Genomic DNA, 16314 nt, shown 5'->3' with positions numbered 1-16314 from the left:
CGGCCAATGCCTTCTTACTACCAAGGTAACGGATTAAGGTTTTCTTTGCACCCGCAAAACGCGGTAGCGCGAAGCTTCTGCTGCGCGCTACCTCCTCTCTCCCACCCCGCATGAATAAAATAGCGAAACTGCTGGTTGCCAATCGTGGCGAAATTGCCCTGCGCGTGCTGCGCTCGGCCAAAGAAATGGGCATCGCCACGGTGGCCATCTATTCGGAGGCCGACCGCCTCTCGCCCCACGTGCGCTACGCCGACGAGGCGGTGTGCGTCGGCCCCCCGGCCTCGGCCCAGAGTTATTTGCGGGGCGATAAAATTATTGAAATCTGCCACGAGCTGGGCGTCGATGCCATTCACCCCGGCTACGGCTTCTTGTCGGAGAATGCCGGCTTTGCCCGCGCCGTGCGCGAGGCGGGGCTCATTTTTGTGGGCCCGAGCCCCGAGGCCATGAATATGATGGGCGACAAGCTCTCGGCCAAGCAGGCCGTGAAGGCCTACAACATCCCGCTGGTGCCGGGCACCGACGAGGCCATTTCCGACGTGGAAGCGGCCAAGCAGATTGCCCAGGAAGTGGGTTTTCCCATCCTGATTAAGGCCTCGGCGGGCGGCGGCGGCAAGGGTATGCGCCTGGTGCACGCCGTAGAGGAGTTTGAGGAGCAGATGCAGCTGGCGGTGAGCGAGGCTACGTCGGCGTTTGGCGACGGGGCGGTGTTCATTGAGAAATTCGTGACCGGGCCGCGCCACATCGAGATTCAGGTCTTGGGCGACGAGCACGGCAACATCGTGCATCTGTTTGAGCGCGAGTGCTCCATTCAGCGCCGCCACCAGAAGGTGATTGAGGAAGCGCCTTCGTCGGTGCTCACGCCCGAGTTGCGCGCCGAGATGGGCCGCTGCGCCGTGGACGTGGCCAGGGCCTGCCAGTATGCCGGCGCTGGTACCGTCGAATTTTTGCTCGACGACCAGCACCGCTTCTATTTCCTCGAAATGAATACCCGCCTGCAAGTGGAGCACCCCGTGACCGAGCAGATTACGGGCCTCGACCTCGTGAAGGAGCAAATTCGGGTGGCCGAGGGCCAGCCCCTGCCCTTCCGCCAGGAAGACCTCAGCATCACGGGCCACGCCCTGGAGCTGCGCGTGTACGCCGAAGACCCGCAAAACAACTTCCTGCCCGACATCGGCCGGCTAGCCACCTATGTGCGCCCCCAGGGCCCGGGCGTGCGCGTGGACGACGGCTTCGAGCAGGGCATGGACATTCCGATTTACTATGACCCCATGATTGCCAAACTCGTAGCCACCGGCGCCACCCGCCAAGAGGCCATCGACCGCATGCTGCGCGCCATCGCCGAATACCAGATTACAGGCATCGAAACGACGCTGCCCTTCGGCACTTTCGTGCTCAAGCACCCTGCCTTCGTGAGCGGCAACTTCGACACGAATTTCGTACGCGACCACTTCAGCCCCGCCGTGCTAGCCCCCACCACGCCCGACGAGGGCACCGCCCAGGTAGCCGCCGCCCTGGTGGCCCTGCTCATGAGCGAGAAGAAGCCCGCTAGCCCCGTAGCCACGGGCGAAACGGCCGGCGCACCGGCCTCGGCGTGGCGCCGGAACCGGATGGGCGTGGGGTAGGCCTTATGCTTTTACTTTTATAAGCAAGCCGTTCAATTACAATTTTCGCTGACCCACTAGATTCAAAGGTTTGCAGCTATATGATAGCAAAAATCAAAAATTTATACGGGTCGTTTGGAGATGCAATAGTTGAAAGAATAGAGTACGTTCCTATTGGCTCGAATACATCCGGCAAACTCCTTAGCGTTTACTTGAAGTGTTTAAACTGGAAAACTGAAGAGTGGGAAAAAGTAAAGCTTAATTTCATTGACGTTACTCATTTTCAATACTCTGATTGCAAAGTAATTCAAAGCGCAGTGGTGTTTGAAGCCATGATTATGCAGAATGAGCGAGGCATTGTAGTTGATTTCTTTCCAGTTCAAGTTGATGGATTAGGTAAATTGGAAGAAGACCCCATGTCAAGCTTCTTAATTCGTTGCAAGTCTATAAGCTACGAAGTATTAGCTTAGCGTTTTTCAACTTACAGACTAGCAATGAATTGGCTAGCGTAATTGACGAGAGTTATGGCATCGCCACACTTGCATCAGAACTTTGTAAACAACGGCCATGCTCTACCTCGTGCGCGACCACCTCTTCCCGGTGCTTGTGTTTCTGCACGCGCTGCTGGCGGGCCGGCCGCCCGATGATGGCCACGGGCGTTTTGCCCGCCTGCGGCACTACCGGGTGGCGCGGCTAGCCCACCTGCCCGCTCCCATCCGCGAAAGCTCGGGGCTGGCGCCCGGCGACTCGGCCGGGCTGGTGTGGACGCACGGCGACGGCGGCACCCCGGCCACGCTCTACCAGGCTAGCCTGGCTGGGCACCTGCGCAGGGCGCTGCCGCTAGCCCCCCTAGTGAACCACGACTGGGAGGAGCTAACCCGCGACCCAGCCGGACGCTTTTATATAGGCGACTTTGGTAACAACCGCAACGACCGGCGCAACCTGGCAATCTACCGCATCACGCTAGAGGCCGGGGGCCGACCGCGGGTCGATACCATCGCCTTTCGCTACCCCGACCAGACGGCGTTTCCGCCGCCCGCGGCCGGGCGGCACTTCGACTGTGAGGCGATGCTGTTTTATAACGACACGCTGCACCTTTTTACCAAAGACCGGGGCCTAGCCCACCGCACGCGCTACTACGTGGTGCCGGCCCGGCCGGGCCACCACGTGGCGGTGCTGCGCGACAGTCTGCGGCTGCGCACCCTCGTCACGGGCGCGGCCCTGCGCCCCGACGGCCGACAGGTGGCGCTGCTAGGCTACGGCGCACTGTTTCTATTTGCCGGCCCACCTGGGGCACGGCTTTTTCAGCAGCCGAAACTGTATCGCCGGCTGCCGACGACCGGGCAGGCCGAAGCGGTTCTTTACCTTGATAACCACGGCCTACTCATGAGCAATGAGCACGGCCGGCTGTTTCGGGTCAGCGCCCGCCGCAGGGGGCAAAAGCCAGCTCAGCCGCAGCCCTAGCGCTCGGCTGGCCCGTCTATATTTTAGGATAATGGCGCGCCCTGGCGCGACGATTCGCGCACAAACAGCTCGGGCTGAAGCACTACCTGACGCTGCACGAACGGCGCATCGGGCGCGGCGGCCAGCTCCAGAAAGAGGCGCACGGCGGCCTGCCCCATCTCCTCACAGCGCTGGTCTACCGAGGTAAGCTGCGGCTCGGTGATGGCCGTAAAGCCCTCGTTGCTGAAGCCGGCTAGGGCCACCTCTTGCGGCACCCGGATGCTCTGGGCCTTCAGCACCTGTAGGGCACCCAGGATGGCCGAGTCGCCGGCCGCGAAGATGCCATCAATCGGCTCGGGCAGGGCTAGCAGCTGGCGCGTGGCCCCGGCGCCGTCCTCGGTAGTCATGTCGGAGGTGATAATCAGGTCCTCGTCGGGCACGATGCTGTAGGCAGCCAGCGCGTCGAGGTAACCCTGGCGGCGGTGCCGGTAGATGTTGAGGTGCTGCGGGCCGGCCAGGTGCGCCACCCGGCGGCACCCCTGCTCCAGCAGGTGGCGCGTGGCCTGAAAAGCGCCCTCGCGGTCGTTGAGGACCACCGAGTTCACTTGCTCGGTGGGCGGAATGCGGTCGAAAAACACGAGCGGCACCCCGCGCTGGCGCACCTTATCGAAGTGGTGAAACTCCTGGGTGTTGCGGGCCAAAGACACGAGTACGCCCGCCACCTGGGCGTTGAGCAGCGTTTCCACGTTGCGGCGCTCAAGCTGCACATCTTCGTGCGACTGGCACACAATGACACTAAAGCCCGCCTTGCTAGCGGCCTGCTCAATACCTTGAATTACAGACGGAAAGAACTTTCCCTCAATGTAGGGCACTACTACACCCAGCAGCCGGCTCTGGCCCTTGCGCAGCGCAGCGGCCAGGTGGTTGGGCTGGTAATTGAGCTTCTTGGCCAGCTTGAGCACGCGCTGCTTGGTGGCGGCCCCAATGCTGTGGTGGTTGCTCAGGGCGCGCGAGATGGTCGTCATCGACACGCCTAGCTCACGGGCCAAGTCGGCCATCGACACGGCGGGGGGGGCGGCGCTAGGCATCGTTTTTTTAGGGGAACTCATGCGGAAACGGCCGACGCGAAAGAGCGGCCCAGCTACAAATTTAGACGAGTTTGCAAAAAGCTTTTACTTCTGTATGGCCAAGGGAACAGTTGAGAAGCAAGCTTCGCGCACAGCTATAGGTCACTAATAAGCGCGCGCAAACGTTTGTGTTCTTAAAATCTCCTCGCCTCTTTTCCATCGTTGGCGCTAATTCACCTTTTTACAAAGTTTTTCGCGTATCAATAGTAAGCAAACTAATCTGCATTTCACCAAAAGCCAGCGCATTTGTTGTTAATTTGCACAATCGATTATGTAAGCTTATTTGGTATGAGAAATCTGCTACTCGCAGCGCTGCTGGCTATCGGCCAGCCGCTCGCGGCCCAGCCCAGCCCGCCCGCCATTCCCATCCACGACCCGGTGCTCACGCGCCAAGGCAACACGTACTACCTGTTTGGCACCGGCAACGGCATCACGGTATGGTCGTCGAAAGACCGCCAGACCTGGACACCCGAAAAGCCCGTGTTTGCCAGCCCGCCGGCCTGGGCGCAGCACGACGTGCCGGGCTTTAAGGGGCACATCTGGGCCCCCGATATCTCGTACCACAACGGGCAGTACAGCCTGTTTTACTCCATCTCGACGTTTGGCAAAAACCGCTCGGCCATCGGGCTAGCCACCAATAAAACCCTGGACCCTAAATCGAAAGACTTTAAGTGGGTTGACCACGGCGTGGTAATTGAGTCGGTGCCGGGGCGCGATATGTGGAACGCCATCGACCCCAACCTCATCCGCGACGAGCGGGGCACGCCCTGGCTAGCCTTCGGCTCATTTTGGAATGGCATCAAGCTGGTACAGCTGCGGCCCGACCTCACGGGCCCCGCCGAGCCGGCGCAGTGGCGCACGCTGGCCCGCCGCCCGCGCAACGCCGCCCTTGCCGACTCGCTGCCCGGCGACGGCGCCATTGAGGGGCCGTTTATATTCCGGCACGGCGGGTATTACTATTTGTTTACTTCGTTCGATTATTGCTGCCGGGGGCCACAAAGCACCTATAAAATGATGGTAGGCCGCGCCCGCACCGTCACGGGCCCCTACCTCGACCAGGCCGGCGTGCCCCTGGAGCAGGGCGGCGGTACGCTCGTGCTGCAAGGCGACGCCAATTGGTACGGCGTGGGCCACAATGCCGTAGCCACCTTCGACCAGGTTGATTACCTGATATTTCACGGCTACGACGGCCACGACCAGGGGCGTCCCAAGCTGCGCATCGAGCCCCTGGCCTGGAGCCCCGACGGGTGGCCTACCGTGGCGGCCCGCCCCTAGCCCCACAACCCTAAGCCGGCCTGCGCGGTTGGTTTGTACGTAGTACCTCAGTCTGGCTGCACCTTTGCCGGCCCGCATTCTTCCCGCTACTTTTCACCCTAGTTTCTTTGCCATGAACCCCTTACTTGACATTCGCCGCTTCGACCAGAGCCTGTGGTTGGATTTTATCAGCCGCAAAGTGCTGCAAAACGGCGAGTTGAAGGCTCGCATCGACCACGACGCCCTGCGTGGTGTTACCTCCAACCCTGCCATTTTTGAGAAGGCCATCGGCGGCTCGGCTGACTACGACCAGACTATTAAGGAGCAGGCCCAGCAGGGTAAGTCGGCCGAAGAAATTTACGAGGGCCTGGCCGTGGCCGATGTGCAAGCTGCCTGCGACTTGTTTAAGGGCCTCTACGACAGCCACGACAACAGCAGCGACGGCTACGTGAGCCTCGAAGTATCGCCCAAGCTGGCCCACGACACCGAGGGCACCATTGCCGAAGGCCGCCAGCTGTGGAAGGCCGTGAACCGCCCCAACGTGATGATAAAGGTGCCAGCTACCCTGGAGGGCCTGCCCGCCATCCGCACGCTCATCTCGGAGGGCATCAACGTGAACGTGACGCTGATTTTTGGCCTCGACCGCTACAAGGCCGTGGCCGAAGCATTTATTGCGGGGCTCGAAGACCGGGTAAAGGCCGGCCAGTCGCTGGAGCGTATCGACTCGGTGGCCAGCTTCTTCCTCAGCCGCATTGATGTATTGATTGACCCGCAGCTGGAAAAAATCGCGGCCGCGGGCGGCGAAAAAGGCCAGCTGGCCCAGTCGCTGGTGGGCGAAGTGGCCCTGGCCAGCGCCAAGCAGGCGTACCAGCTTTATAAAGAGATTTTTGCCGGCCCGCGCTGGCAGGCCCTGGCCGACAAAGGCGCGCATACCCAGCGCCTGCTGTGGGCCAGCACGGGCAACAAAAACCCGAAATACGACGACCTGAAATACGTTGAAAACCTCATCGGCCCGAAAACGGTGAACACCATTCCGGTCGAAACGATGGATATTTTCAAGGAGAAAGGCAAGCCTGCCGACCGCCTCGAACAGGGCCTTGAGCTGGCTCAGGCCGTGCTGCGCGACCTACCCAAGGTGGGCATTGACCTCGACGCCCAAACTGCTCAATTGGAGAAAGAAGGCGTGCAGAAATTCATCGAGCCCTTCGGCAAGCTGATTGACTCGGTCGAGAAAAAGCGCCAGGCCGCCGTAGATGCCACCAAGCAGCCGGCGTAGCACGCTGCGCACTGCACTTACTTAGCTGCTTTTCGCCCACCCAAAATTTCCCTGGTCAGGTGCCAGGGCGGTTTCGGGTGGGCGTTTTAGCGGGCAGCGGGAGCAGGAATCGGTATTTTTGCACGGGCGTACCGCCCCATTGAATGTAGATTATGAATGCAACTACGAAGAGCCGGGTGGCCGTGAGCGCCTTCTTCTTTTTGCCCGGCTTGTGCTTTGCCAGCTGGGCCTCGCGTATTCCGGATATCAGTGCTAAGCTGGGGATGAATTCGGGGCAGCTCGGGCAGCTGCTGCTGGCTATTCCGCTAGGGTCGCTGGCCTCGCTGCCGCTGGCCGGGTGGCTGGTATCTACCTGGGGCAGCCGGCGCACGGTGCTGCTGGCCTCGGTGCTCTACGCGTGCTTTTTGCCGCTGCTGGGCTGGGCCGGTAGCTTCTGGACCCTAGCCCCCGCGCTGGCGCTGTTTGGGTTTGCGGGCAATATGCTCAACATCGCGGTGAACACACAAGCCATTGGCTTGCAAGAGCTTTACCCCAAGCCCATCATGGGAAGCTTTCACGGGCTGTGGAGCCTGGCCGGCTTTCTGGGCGGGGCGCTGGGCACGGCCCTCATCGGCTGGCACCAGGCGCCGCTGCACCACTTTTTGCTGGTGCTGGTGGTGTGCCTGGCCATTGCGAGCTGGGCTCAGGCCCACACCTTGCGCCAGGATGTGCGCAAAACCGACGACGGCAGCGGCGGCCTCAGCCTGCGGCACCCCGACCCCTACCTGCTGCGCATCGGGTTTATTGCGTTCTGCGGCATGATGAGCGAGGGCGCCATGTTTGACTGGGCCGGGGTGTACTTCCAGAAAGTGGTGCGGCCCGATGCGGCCCTCGTCACGGCGGGCTACGTGGCCTGCATGAGCACCATGGCGCTAGGCCGCTTTTTGAGCGACTACTTCACGCACCGCTTCGGCACCATCCGGATGCTGCAGCTTAGCAGTGCACTCATTGTGAGCGGCTTGCTGCTGGCCGTAGGCTTTCCGTATCTCGTACCGGCAGTAGCGGGCTTTTTGCTGATTGGCTTTGGCATTGCCTCGGTGGTGCCGCTCTCCTATAGCTCGGCAGGGCGGGCCACGTCGGTGTCGCCGGGCGTGGCGCTGGCTTTAGTATCTACTATCGGCTTTCTGGGCTTTTTGCTGGGGCCGCCGCTGATTGGCTTCCTGGCCCAGTTATTCTCGCTGCGCACGGCCTTTGGCCTGGTGGCAGTGGTGGCTACAGGCATCGGGGTGCTGGCCTCGCTGCCCAATCCCGTGCCGGTGGCCACGCCGCAGGCCGAGCCGGTAGCCTAGCAGCGCACCTACTACAAGCGGGGGCGGCAGTATGGACAATAACTCCATGCTGTCGCCCCCGCTTCGTATGCCCCCTTTCCTTCGTTTACCAGGTTAGACGTAACAGCGATACACCGTGGCGTGGCAGCGCAAAGTGCAGCACCGTTTGGCCATTTTGGAGGCTGACCGAGGCGGGCGCGTTAACTTGAGCTAGCTGCCCGGCCTGCTCCAGGGTGGCGCGCTGGGCGGCACTCACCTGCTGCGGCGAGCCTAGGGCCTGCCAAGCGGTGTAAGCGTTGCTGTGCTCATTGTCGATGCGGTAGTGCTGCACCTGGGCTTGCGGGGTGGCTAGCCCTTTCACAGTTAGCTCAACCTCGGCGGGCGGGGCGGGCAGGGCGTCGTTGTGGTAGTTCCAGACCAGCACCGTGGCCGAGTGCGCCTCAGCCGTAGCCAGGGCGCCGATGTCGGGCCGCTGGCTTTGGGCCTGGGCCCGAATGTCGGCTACTGAGAGCGCCGAGGGGCTAGCCACCGCCACGCGCGGGCCGCGCATCATGCCCAGCATCCGGAACACGTTGAGCACAGGCTTATCGACCCCGTTGGTGGCCAGGTCGCGGAAGCCGGCAAACCACGGCTGGTTTTCAAACTCAAACGACCAGCTCACGGCGCCCTCCAGGTTGACGTGGTACTGCGCGGCCAGCTCGTAGAGGCGGGCGTAGGCCGCGGCCGTGTAGCTCGAATACATAGTGCCGTTGCGGTAGGCATTTTCGGGGTTGGTTTGCACGCCGCAGGCAGCGCAGCCCTCGGGGTCATTTTCGCCGATAATGATGGGCAGCTGGCGTAACGTCGGGAACGAAGACACGATTTTAAAACCCTCCTCGATATCGCCAAACTGCGTGCCCATGTTCATGCGCACGTGGCCATCCACTAGTTTGGGTGCGCCCTTGGCGTGGAAGGAAATGTAGTCGAGGCGGGTGCCGGTTTTGCCGGTTACGTAGTTTTTACCATTTACACAGTGCTCCAAAAAGCCGCGCAGGTAAGCGGCGGCTTTATCCCAGCCGGGGCCGGTGGTTTCGGGGCCACCCAGGATGGCGGCGGGCAGCGCCCGGTGCACGGCCGCCTCGGTGTAGTCGTAGAGTTCGTTATACTCCTCGGGCGTGCCTTTCCAATAGCCGATGTTGGGCTCGTTCCACAGCTCCCAGCGCCAGGTTTTCACCTCTGCCGCGCCGTAGCGGGCCACGCTGTGCTTTACCCATTGGTACACCAGCTCGCCCCATTTTTTGTAATCCTTGGGCGGGTAGGCCCAGCCCGTGTAGATGTCGTTGTAATTATCGCCCGGCTTCCAGTAGTGGCGATACGGTACCGGATGCGTAGAAAAGGCCTCGGGCATGAAGCCAATCTGGGCAATGGGCTTCATGCCACGCTTCACGTAGGCATCAAAAATCTGGTCCACGATTTTCCAGTCGTACACCGGGCGGCCGCTTTTATCTTCGGTATAGGCGTTGGTCGAGCCCCACTTCAGGGCCGCCGTGCCGTCGCCGGTGGTCAGCAGATTGTGGGCCCGCACATACACCGGCACGGGGCTGAGCGCGGCCAGCTCGGTGAGCAGCTTCTGGCCATCGGGCATGTAGGTGTAGTTGGGCTCGTCGTAGCCAAAATAGGCCCACAGGGGTTGCATGGGGCCTAGCGGCTTCGCTACATCAACGGTGATGGCGACGGGCGCGGCCGGCACCGGGGCCTGGCCGCTGGCTGTCAGGCCTAGCGTTAGCAGAGCGCCGATGAGCCAACTTTTACGGGAGTAGCCGTGGGGCATAACGGGTGGGAAAGAGAACTTGATAAGAGAGATATTAAGCCGCAACAGTCGGCCAGTAGCTTGATTCTAATTCAAAAAGAACGTCAGGCTGAGCGCAGCCGAAGCATCTAGCTCGCACCGCTAGGGTTACTAACCCTAACGACCCCGAGCAAGATGCTTCGGCTGCGCTCAGCCTGACGTTCCTCTCACGTTAAACAGACCACTTACTTACTGGCCGTGGCACCGCTAGCAGCGGGCTGGCTCAGCAGGTCGAGGTCGGTGAGCTTTTCGGGGAACCATACCGTCATTTCGCCCTTGCCGCGGTTGGCCCAGGCGTAGTATGGAATGGCTACCAGTGTGCGCGGTGTGGTGCTGACCGAGGTGCCCTCGGCCCCTAGCGTCACCACCGGCACGGTAGCCGTCAGGGTTTCCACGCCGTTGAGCAGACCGGCCTGGTAGCCAGCGCTGAAGGAGGCGTTCTGGGGCACCAGGATGTTGCTGGTCTTGCCGTTGTTATCGGCCCACTCAGCGCAGTACATGACCGGGCCGCGTTGCAGGGCTACCTTGCCCAGGTCGTCTTTCACGAGCGGATTAGCGTGCACGCGGCGCACTTCCATCGGCAGGTTCACGTCCACCACGTCACCCTTGTGCCACTTGCGACTGAGTATCGCGTAGCCGTTTTGCAGCTGGTAGGTCACTGGCTGGCCGTTGACCTTGATGGTGGCCTGCTGGCTGCTAGGCTGCTCAAACGTGTAGAGGCTGCTGGGCACGGCCTCGTTGCGGGCCCAGCCCGGAATGCGCACCAGCAGGTCGAAGTCGGCGCCAGCCTTGGCCGGATTCACCTTGAACTTGAGGTCGCCCTGCCAAGGGTAATTGTTTTCCTGGGTCAGCTGCACCTTTTGCTTGTTGACGGTCAGGTTGGTAGTGCCGCTCACAAACAGGTTCGCGTACAGCGCCTTGCCGCGCTCGGCATACACGTAGCCGGGCAGCGCGGGCATAAGCCGGGCCAGGTTGGTGGGGCAGCACGAACACTCAAACCAGCCCGCCCGGGCCGGCTCGGTGTCGTGGTAGCCCTGGATGTTCTTTATCTGCATGGCGTTGCTGTAGAAGAACGACTTGCCATCGAGCCCCAGCCCCGAGAGCAGGCCGTTGTAGAGCACTTTCTCCATCACGTCCACGTACTTCGAGTCGCCGTGCAGCTGAAACATGCGCTGCTGCCAGTACACGTCGGCCACCGAGGCACAGGTTTCGTTGTAGGCCGTGGTGTTGGGCAGCTCGTAGTTTTTGCCGAACGCCTCGCCAGCGGGCACGGCGCCGGTGCCGCCGGTCACGTACAGCTTCTTGCTCACCATGTTCTGCCAGATGCTGTCCACGGCCGCCAGCAGCTGCTTATCGCCGGTGAGGGCCGCCACGTCGGCCATGGCCGAGTACAGGTACTCAGCGCGCACGGCGTGGCCCTCGGCCACGCGCTGGTCCACCACCGGCTTGTCGTCCTGCCAGTACTGGCCGTTTTTCCAGCCGTCGGTACTCTTGGGGTCGTAGCCCTTGTACTGGCCGCGGGCATAGAGGAAGAACTTGGCTGTTTCGAGGTACTTGGGCTGGCCGGTCACGCGGTACAGCTTCACTAGCCCCATCTCCACAATCTCGTGGCCGGGCGCCACGCTGAGCTTGCCTGGCCCGAAAACCGAGCACACGAGGTCGGCATTTTTGAGGGCGATGTTGAGCAGCGTTTTCTTGCCGGTGGCCTCGTAGTGGGCCACAGCCGCCTCGTAGAGGTGGCCGGCATTGTAGAGCTCGTGGCTCAGCTCGCGCTCCTTGCTCCAGCGCGTCGGCCCCGCCCAGCTGTGCGGGTGCGCGGGGTCTATGGTACGGGCGGTGTAGAGGTAGCCGTCGGGCTCCTGGGCGGCGCCTACCTTCTTAATCAGCTCATCTACATAGGCATCGAGTTTGGCATCGGGGTACACGCTGAGCGAGTACGAGGCGCCCTCGATGGTCTTGTAGATGTCGGTATCGTCAAAAGGAAACGTGGTGGCAAACTTACCCTGGTGGGCCGCCGCCATCTCAAAGTTCTTTACCCGGTTGGTGCTCTCGCAGCGCTGAAACGACGCCGGAATGGTCACATCGGTGTTGGTTTTGAGGCGCGGCAACCAGAAGTTATCCGTGAGCTTTACCTGCGTAAACGGCACTGCCTGAATCGGATAATCCGATTTCTGAGCGTGTGCCGCGAGGCTGGCGCCGAAGCCGAGCGCGAGCAGAAATGACTTGGATGGCAACATGACGGGGTGGGTTTTAAGACAGCGGCTTGACTTATCGTCGGGCTTGCGAATTCGGCCTCCGCCGGCCCGAACCTTCTCTTGCTCAATGACAGGCGCCGTAGTGAGAAGGTTCGGGCCGGCGGAGGCCGGGTGGCCATACTTTACCTACTCGGGCTAGCCCCGGAAAGCTACCTCATTGAAGCGCAGCTCGTTCTTGAAGGTGCGCAGCTTGGTATCTTCGTCGATAACCAGGAACTCGATGCCCGCCATCTCGGCGAAGTCTTCCAGGTACTCGCTGGTCAGGTTCTGGCTGTAGCCGGTGTGGTGGGCGCCGCCGGCCAGAATCCAGGCCGCGAGGCCGGTTTTCATGTCGGGGTGCACCTTCCAGAGCACGCGGGCCACGGGCAGCTTGGGCAGGTCTTGCTCGGGGGCTACGGCTTCTACCGTGTTCACAATCATGCGGAAGCGGTTGCCCATATCCACGATGGTTGCATTCAGAGCCGGGCCGGCCGGGCAATTGAACACCAAGCGCACCGGGTCTTCCTTGCCCCCAATGCCTAGCGGGTGAATCTCGGCGCGCACCTTGCCCTCGGCGATGCTGGGGCAGATTTCGAGCATGTGCGAGCCCAGCACCTGCTCGTTGCCAGGCGCAAAGTGGTAGGTGTAGTCCTCCATGAAGGAGTTGCCGCCGGGCAGGCCGGCGCCCATCACCTTCATGGCGCGCACCAGGGCCGAGGTCTTCCAGTCGCCCTCGCCGCCGAAGCCGTAGCCATCGGCCATGAGGCGCTGGGTGGCAATGCCGGGCAGCTGCTTCATACCATGCAGGTCCTCGAAGGTGTCGGTAAAGCCCTTGGCGTTGCGGTCGGTCAGGAACTTACGCATGCCCAGCTCGATGCGGGCCGCGTCGCGCAGGCTTTCGCGCTTCTCGCCGCCTTCCTTCAGGTTGTCGGCTAGCTCGTACTCCTGCTCGTAAGTGGCTACCAGACCGGCAATCTGCTCGTCGGTCACGGCGTTTACCTCGGCTACCAGGTCGCCGATGCCGTAGGTGTTCACCTCGTAGCCAAACTTAATTTCGGCTTCTACCTTGTCGCCTTCGGTCACGGCCACGTAGCGCATGTTGTCGCCAAAGCGCACAAACTTGGCACCCTGCCAGTCGGCCCAGGCCGAGGCCACACGGCTCCAGATGCTGAGGCGCTCCTGCACGTCGGCGCTCTGCCAGTGGCCTACTATCACTTTGCGGTTCAGGCGCATGCGCGAGCCGATGAACCCAAACTCGCGGTCGCCGTGCGCCGACTGGTTGGTGTTCATGAAGTCCATGTCAATGGCGTCCCACGGAATGTCGCGGTTGTACTGCGTGTGCAGGTGGGCTAGCGGCTTCTGCAAGATTTTCAGGCCGTTAATCCACATCTTGGCCGGCGAGAAGGTGTGCATCCAGGCAATCAGGCCCACGCAGTTCGGCGTATTGTTGGCCTCCTGCATCAGCTTGTAAATCTCCTGCGGGCCCGTCAGCACGGGCTTATACACGATGTTGATGGGCAGCTTGGTGCCAAGCTCTTTGGCGATTTCCTGCGAGTGCTGTGCTACCTGCTCCAGGGTTTCGGGGCCGTAGAGGTGCTGGCTGCCGGTGATAAACCAGGCTTCGTAATTTGAAATGTCAATCATGGATGTAGCGCGGACTTTCAGTCCGCGAGTAATACTTGTTGGATGGGTTGCTAGGCATTCGCGGACTAAAAGTCGGCGCTACTTATTGCCCGTAGTAAGAATTAGCGCCGTGCTTGCGCTCGTAGTGTTTTTTAATCAAGGCATCCTTCAATCGGGCCACGCCCGGCTTCAGCGTGCAGCTGAGGTAGGCTAGCCTGGCCACTTCTTCCAGCACGGCGCTGTGATACACGGCCTTCTCCACGGTTTTGCCCCAAGTGAAGGGTGCGTGGTTGCCCACAAGTATCATTTCGACTTCGGCGGGCGAAAGGCCGCGCTTCTCGAATTCGTTGATGATTTGCCAGCCCGTCTGATGCTCGTAGTCACCCGCGATGAGCTCATCGCTCATGGGCGGCGCGCAGGGCACATCGGCCGTGAGGTGGTCGGCATGGGTGGTGCCCAGGATGGGAATATCGAGCTGTGCCTGCGCCCATGCCGTGGCATAAGTGCTGTGCGTGTGCACGATACCACCGATGCCCGTCCACTGCCTGAAGAGCAGCGCGTGGGTTTTGGTGTCGCTGCTAGGCCGCTTGCTGCCCTCGACGATGTTGTTGTCGAAGTCTACAATTACGATGTCTTCCGGCTTCAGCGTAGCATAGGGCACGCCGCTGGGCTTGATGGCGAACACGCTCTTTTCACGGTCTACCACGCTGGCGTTTCCGAAGGTGAAGAGCACCAGCCCGAGGGCCGGCAGCTGCATATTGGCCTCGTAGCAGGCTTGCTTTAGGTCTTGGTACTGGCTCATTTAGGCGGTGGTGATGGCGGGGGTTTCGGGTTCCATTACCGGCTCTTCCGAGTGGCTGGCCGTGACGCTTTCCACGAACTTGCCCAGCGCCTGATACTGCGCGTAGCGCGCAGCATAGTCGGCCACGCTCGCGGGGCTAGGGGTGTAGGTTTCGGCAAAGCCGCTGCCCAGCGCCTTTTGGGCGCTCAGCACGTCGGGATAGAGGCCGGCGGCCACGGCGGCGTACATGGCCGCCCCGAGGGCCGGCGCCTGCTCCGACACGGCAATTTTGATGGGCCGGTCGAGCACATCGGCCAGCGTCTGCATGACAAATGCGGACTTTTTAGCCACGCCGCCTATGCCAATTACCTGCTTAATCGGAATGCCTTCGCGCTCGAAGCGCTCCACAATCTGCTTCGAGCCGTAGCAGATGGCCTCGACCAGGGCCCGGAATACCTGCGGGGCCGAGGTGCCCATGGTCAGGTTCATTAGGGCGCCTTTCAGAGCCTGGTTGGCGTCGGGGGTGCGGCGGCCGTTGACCCAGTCGAGGGCCAGCACGTGGCTTTCGGTGGGGTTTACTTCGGCGGCAGCTTTGGACAGCTGCACGATGAGGCTGTCGCTCACTTCCTGACGGAAGGCGGCTTGCTGCTCCGGCGTCAGGGTTTTCGACTGCACGGCCCCTAGCGGCCACTCCAGCATCTGGCGGAACCAGGCCAGCAGGTCGCCAAAAGCCGACTGCCCGGCCTCCAAGCCCAGCATGCCCGGAATCACGGAGCCATCGACCTGCCCGCAGATGCCGGCTACCAGGTGGTCGCCCACTTCGGCCGTGGGAGCCACCACAATGTCGCAGGTGCTGGTACCCATCACCTTCACCATCGAATAGGACTCGATTTCGCCAGCCACGGCGCCGGCGTGGGCGTCGAACGAGCCCACCGCGATTACCGTGTTGGTAGTCAGGCCCAGGCGGCTGGCCCACTCTTCGGAAAGATGCCCGGCTACCTCGTCAGCCGTGTAAGTTTCTGCGAACAATCGATTGCGCAAACCAGCCAGCTTAGGGTCGAGGTACGTCAGGAACTCCTCGGGGGGCAGGCCGCCCCAGCTCGCGTGCCACAGCGCCTTGTGGCCGGCGGCGCAGCGGCTGCGCTTGAAAGTGGCCAGCGGCTGGCCGGTGAGCGTCAGCGTGAGCCAGTCGCAGTGTTCCATCCACGAATAGGCGGCCTGGGCCACGGCCTCGTCTTCACGCACGGTGTGCATGATTTTGGCCCAAAACCACTCCGAGGAGTAGATACCGCCCTCGTACTTGGTGTAGTCTTCGCCGCCCCAGGTGCGCGCTTTGTGGTTGATTTCGGCGGCTTCGGCCAGGGCCGTGTGGTCTTTCCAGAGGATGAACAGTGCGTTGGGATTGTCGGCAAACTCGGGCAGCTGGCCCAGCAGCTGGCCCTGCTCATTCACCGGGCCCGGCGTGCTGCCGGTGGTGTCGATGGCAAGGCCCAGGATTTGCGCGGCGGGCACTTGGGCGGCCACTTCACGCACGGTAGCTTCAAGGCCCTCGAGGTGGTCGAGGGGATGCTGGCGAAACTGGTTTTTGGCGGGGTTACAGTACTGGCCCTGCTTCCAGCGGGGGTAGTAGTGCACGGCTTGCGCGATTTCGGCGCCGGTGCGCGCATCTACGAGCAGCGCCCGTACCGAATCGGTGCCGTAATCGAGGCCGATGACGTAGGCCGGCGTATCAGCTGTTTCAGTAGCAGCAACAGACATAGCAGTAACTAAATAATGTAAAGAGGTGAAAATGTGAAGAATGCAGAAAATGAGGGCCGATGAGCGCAGAACAAGCAAGCTG

At 61.6% G+C, this 16314-nt stretch carries 12 protein-coding genes; 6 read left to right on the top strand and 6 right to left on the bottom strand.

Features of this window, described 5'->3' with window-relative positions; translation table 11 throughout:
- Positions 1–110: 110 nt before the first annotated feature.
- The 3 genes from accC (at position 111) to J4D99_RS04885 (ending at position 3065) form a co-directional block, all read left to right on the top strand.
- Entirely contained in the window at positions 111–1622 is a 1512-nt protein-coding gene (gene accC / locus J4D99_RS04895) for an acetyl-CoA carboxylase biotin carboxylase subunit (RefSeq protein ID WP_208130598.1), read from the top strand.
- Positions 1623–1702: 80 nt separating this feature from the next.
- Complete coding sequence (locus J4D99_RS04890; RefSeq protein WP_208130597.1) at positions 1703–2071, top strand: hypothetical protein; 369 nt, start codon at positions 1703–1705, stop codon at positions 2069–2071.
- Between the two features lie 97 nt (positions 2072–2168).
- Positions 2169–3065, top strand: coding sequence for a hypothetical protein (locus J4D99_RS04885; protein WP_208130596.1), 897 nt, complete (start codon positions 2169–2171; stop codon positions 3063–3065).
- A 23-nt stretch (positions 3066–3088) separates the two neighbouring features.
- On the opposite strand, the gene J4D99_RS04880 is transcribed toward J4D99_RS04885, so the two are convergent.
- Entirely contained in the window at positions 3089–4153 is a 1065-nt protein-coding gene (locus J4D99_RS04880) for a LacI family DNA-binding transcriptional regulator (protein ID WP_208130595.1), read from the bottom strand.
- 306 nt (positions 4154–4459) lie between these two features.
- Between J4D99_RS04880 and J4D99_RS04875 the strand changes: the two genes are divergently transcribed.
- From J4D99_RS04875 to J4D99_RS04865, 3 genes are all read left to right on the top strand, one after another.
- On the top strand, positions 4460–5446 hold the full coding sequence (locus J4D99_RS04875) for an arabinan endo-1,5-alpha-L-arabinosidase (RefSeq protein ID WP_208130594.1): 987 nt from the start codon (positions 4460–4462) through the stop codon (positions 5444–5446).
- Positions 5447–5558: 112 nt separating this feature from the next.
- Positions 5559–6701, top strand: coding sequence for a transaldolase (gene tal, locus J4D99_RS04870; protein ID WP_208130593.1), 1143 nt, complete (start codon positions 5559–5561; stop codon positions 6699–6701).
- A 152-nt stretch (positions 6702–6853) separates the two neighbouring features.
- Positions 6854–8029 carry an MFS transporter gene (locus tag J4D99_RS04865; protein ID WP_208130592.1) on the top strand — a complete coding sequence of 392 codons (1176 nt, stop codon included), beginning with the start codon at positions 6854–6856 and terminating at the stop codon, positions 8027–8029.
- 85 nt (positions 8030–8114) lie between these two features.
- Here J4D99_RS04865 and J4D99_RS04860 read toward each other — a convergent pair whose 3' ends face one another.
- From J4D99_RS04860 to J4D99_RS04840, 5 genes are all read right to left on the bottom strand, one after another.
- Complete coding sequence (locus J4D99_RS04860) at positions 8115–9818, bottom strand: GH39 family glycosyl hydrolase (protein ID WP_208130591.1); 1704 nt, start codon at positions 9816–9818, stop codon at positions 8115–8117.
- A 203-nt stretch (positions 9819–10021) separates the two neighbouring features.
- Positions 10022–12073, bottom strand: coding sequence for a glycoside hydrolase family 127 protein (locus J4D99_RS04855; protein ID WP_208130590.1), 2052 nt, complete (start codon positions 12071–12073; stop codon positions 10022–10024).
- A 153-nt stretch (positions 12074–12226) separates the two neighbouring features.
- Positions 12227–13714 (bottom strand): L-arabinose isomerase, encoded by a 1488-nt coding sequence (gene araA / locus J4D99_RS04850; RefSeq protein WP_208130589.1) that lies wholly within the window; start codon positions 13712–13714, stop codon positions 12227–12229.
- Positions 13715–13796: 82 nt separating this feature from the next.
- Positions 13797–14495, bottom strand: a complete 699-nt coding sequence (locus J4D99_RS04845) for an L-ribulose-5-phosphate 4-epimerase (protein ID WP_208130588.1) — start codon at positions 14493–14495, stop codon at positions 13797–13799.
- Complete coding sequence (locus J4D99_RS04840) at positions 14496–16232, bottom strand: ribulokinase (RefSeq protein ID WP_208130587.1); 1737 nt, start codon at positions 16230–16232, stop codon at positions 14496–14498.
- Between the last annotated feature and the right edge of the window lie 82 nt (positions 16233–16314).

Origin of the sequence: Hymenobacter sp. BT559 (assembly GCF_017571525.1) — a bacterium.
Taxonomy (GTDB): Bacteria; Bacteroidota; Bacteroidia; order Cytophagales; family Hymenobacteraceae; genus Hymenobacter; species Hymenobacter ginsengisoli.
This window is presented reverse-complemented; position numbering and strand designations above follow the sequence as displayed.

Excerpts from the sequence above, each read along its gene's own strand:
- accC (WP_208130598.1), top strand. The coding sequence starts at position 111 with ATGAATAAAATAGCGAAACTGCTGGTTGCCAATCGTGGCGAAATTGCC.
- J4D99_RS04890 (WP_208130597.1), top strand. The coding sequence starts at position 1,703 with ATGATAGCAAAAATCAAAAATTTATACGGGTCGTTTGGAGATGCAATA.
- J4D99_RS04885 (WP_208130596.1), top strand. The coding sequence starts at position 2,169 with ATGCTCTACCTCGTGCGCGACCACCTCTTCCCGGTGCTTGTGTTTCTG.
- J4D99_RS04880 (WP_208130595.1), bottom strand. The coding sequence starts at position 4,153 with ATGAGTTCCCCTAAAAAAACGATGCCTAGCGCCGCCCCCCCCGCCGTG.
- J4D99_RS04875 (WP_208130594.1), top strand. The coding sequence starts at position 4,460 with ATGAGAAATCTGCTACTCGCAGCGCTGCTGGCTATCGGCCAGCCGCTC.
- tal (WP_208130593.1), top strand. The coding sequence starts at position 5,559 with ATGAACCCCTTACTTGACATTCGCCGCTTCGACCAGAGCCTGTGGTTG.
- J4D99_RS04865 (WP_208130592.1), top strand. The coding sequence starts at position 6,854 with ATGAATGCAACTACGAAGAGCCGGGTGGCCGTGAGCGCCTTCTTCTTT.
- J4D99_RS04860 (WP_208130591.1), bottom strand. The coding sequence starts at position 9,818 with ATGCCCCACGGCTACTCCCGTAAAAGTTGGCTCATCGGCGCTCTGCTA.
- J4D99_RS04855 (WP_208130590.1), bottom strand. The coding sequence starts at position 12,073 with ATGTTGCCATCCAAGTCATTTCTGCTCGCGCTCGGCTTCGGCGCCAGC.
- araA (WP_208130589.1), bottom strand. The coding sequence starts at position 13,714 with ATGATTGACATTTCAAATTACGAAGCCTGGTTTATCACCGGCAGCCAG.
- J4D99_RS04845 (WP_208130588.1), bottom strand. The coding sequence starts at position 14,495 with ATGAGCCAGTACCAAGACCTAAAGCAAGCCTGCTACGAGGCCAATATG.
- J4D99_RS04840 (WP_208130587.1), bottom strand. The coding sequence starts at position 16,232 with ATGTCTGTTGCTGCTACTGAAACAGCTGATACGCCGGCCTACGTCATC.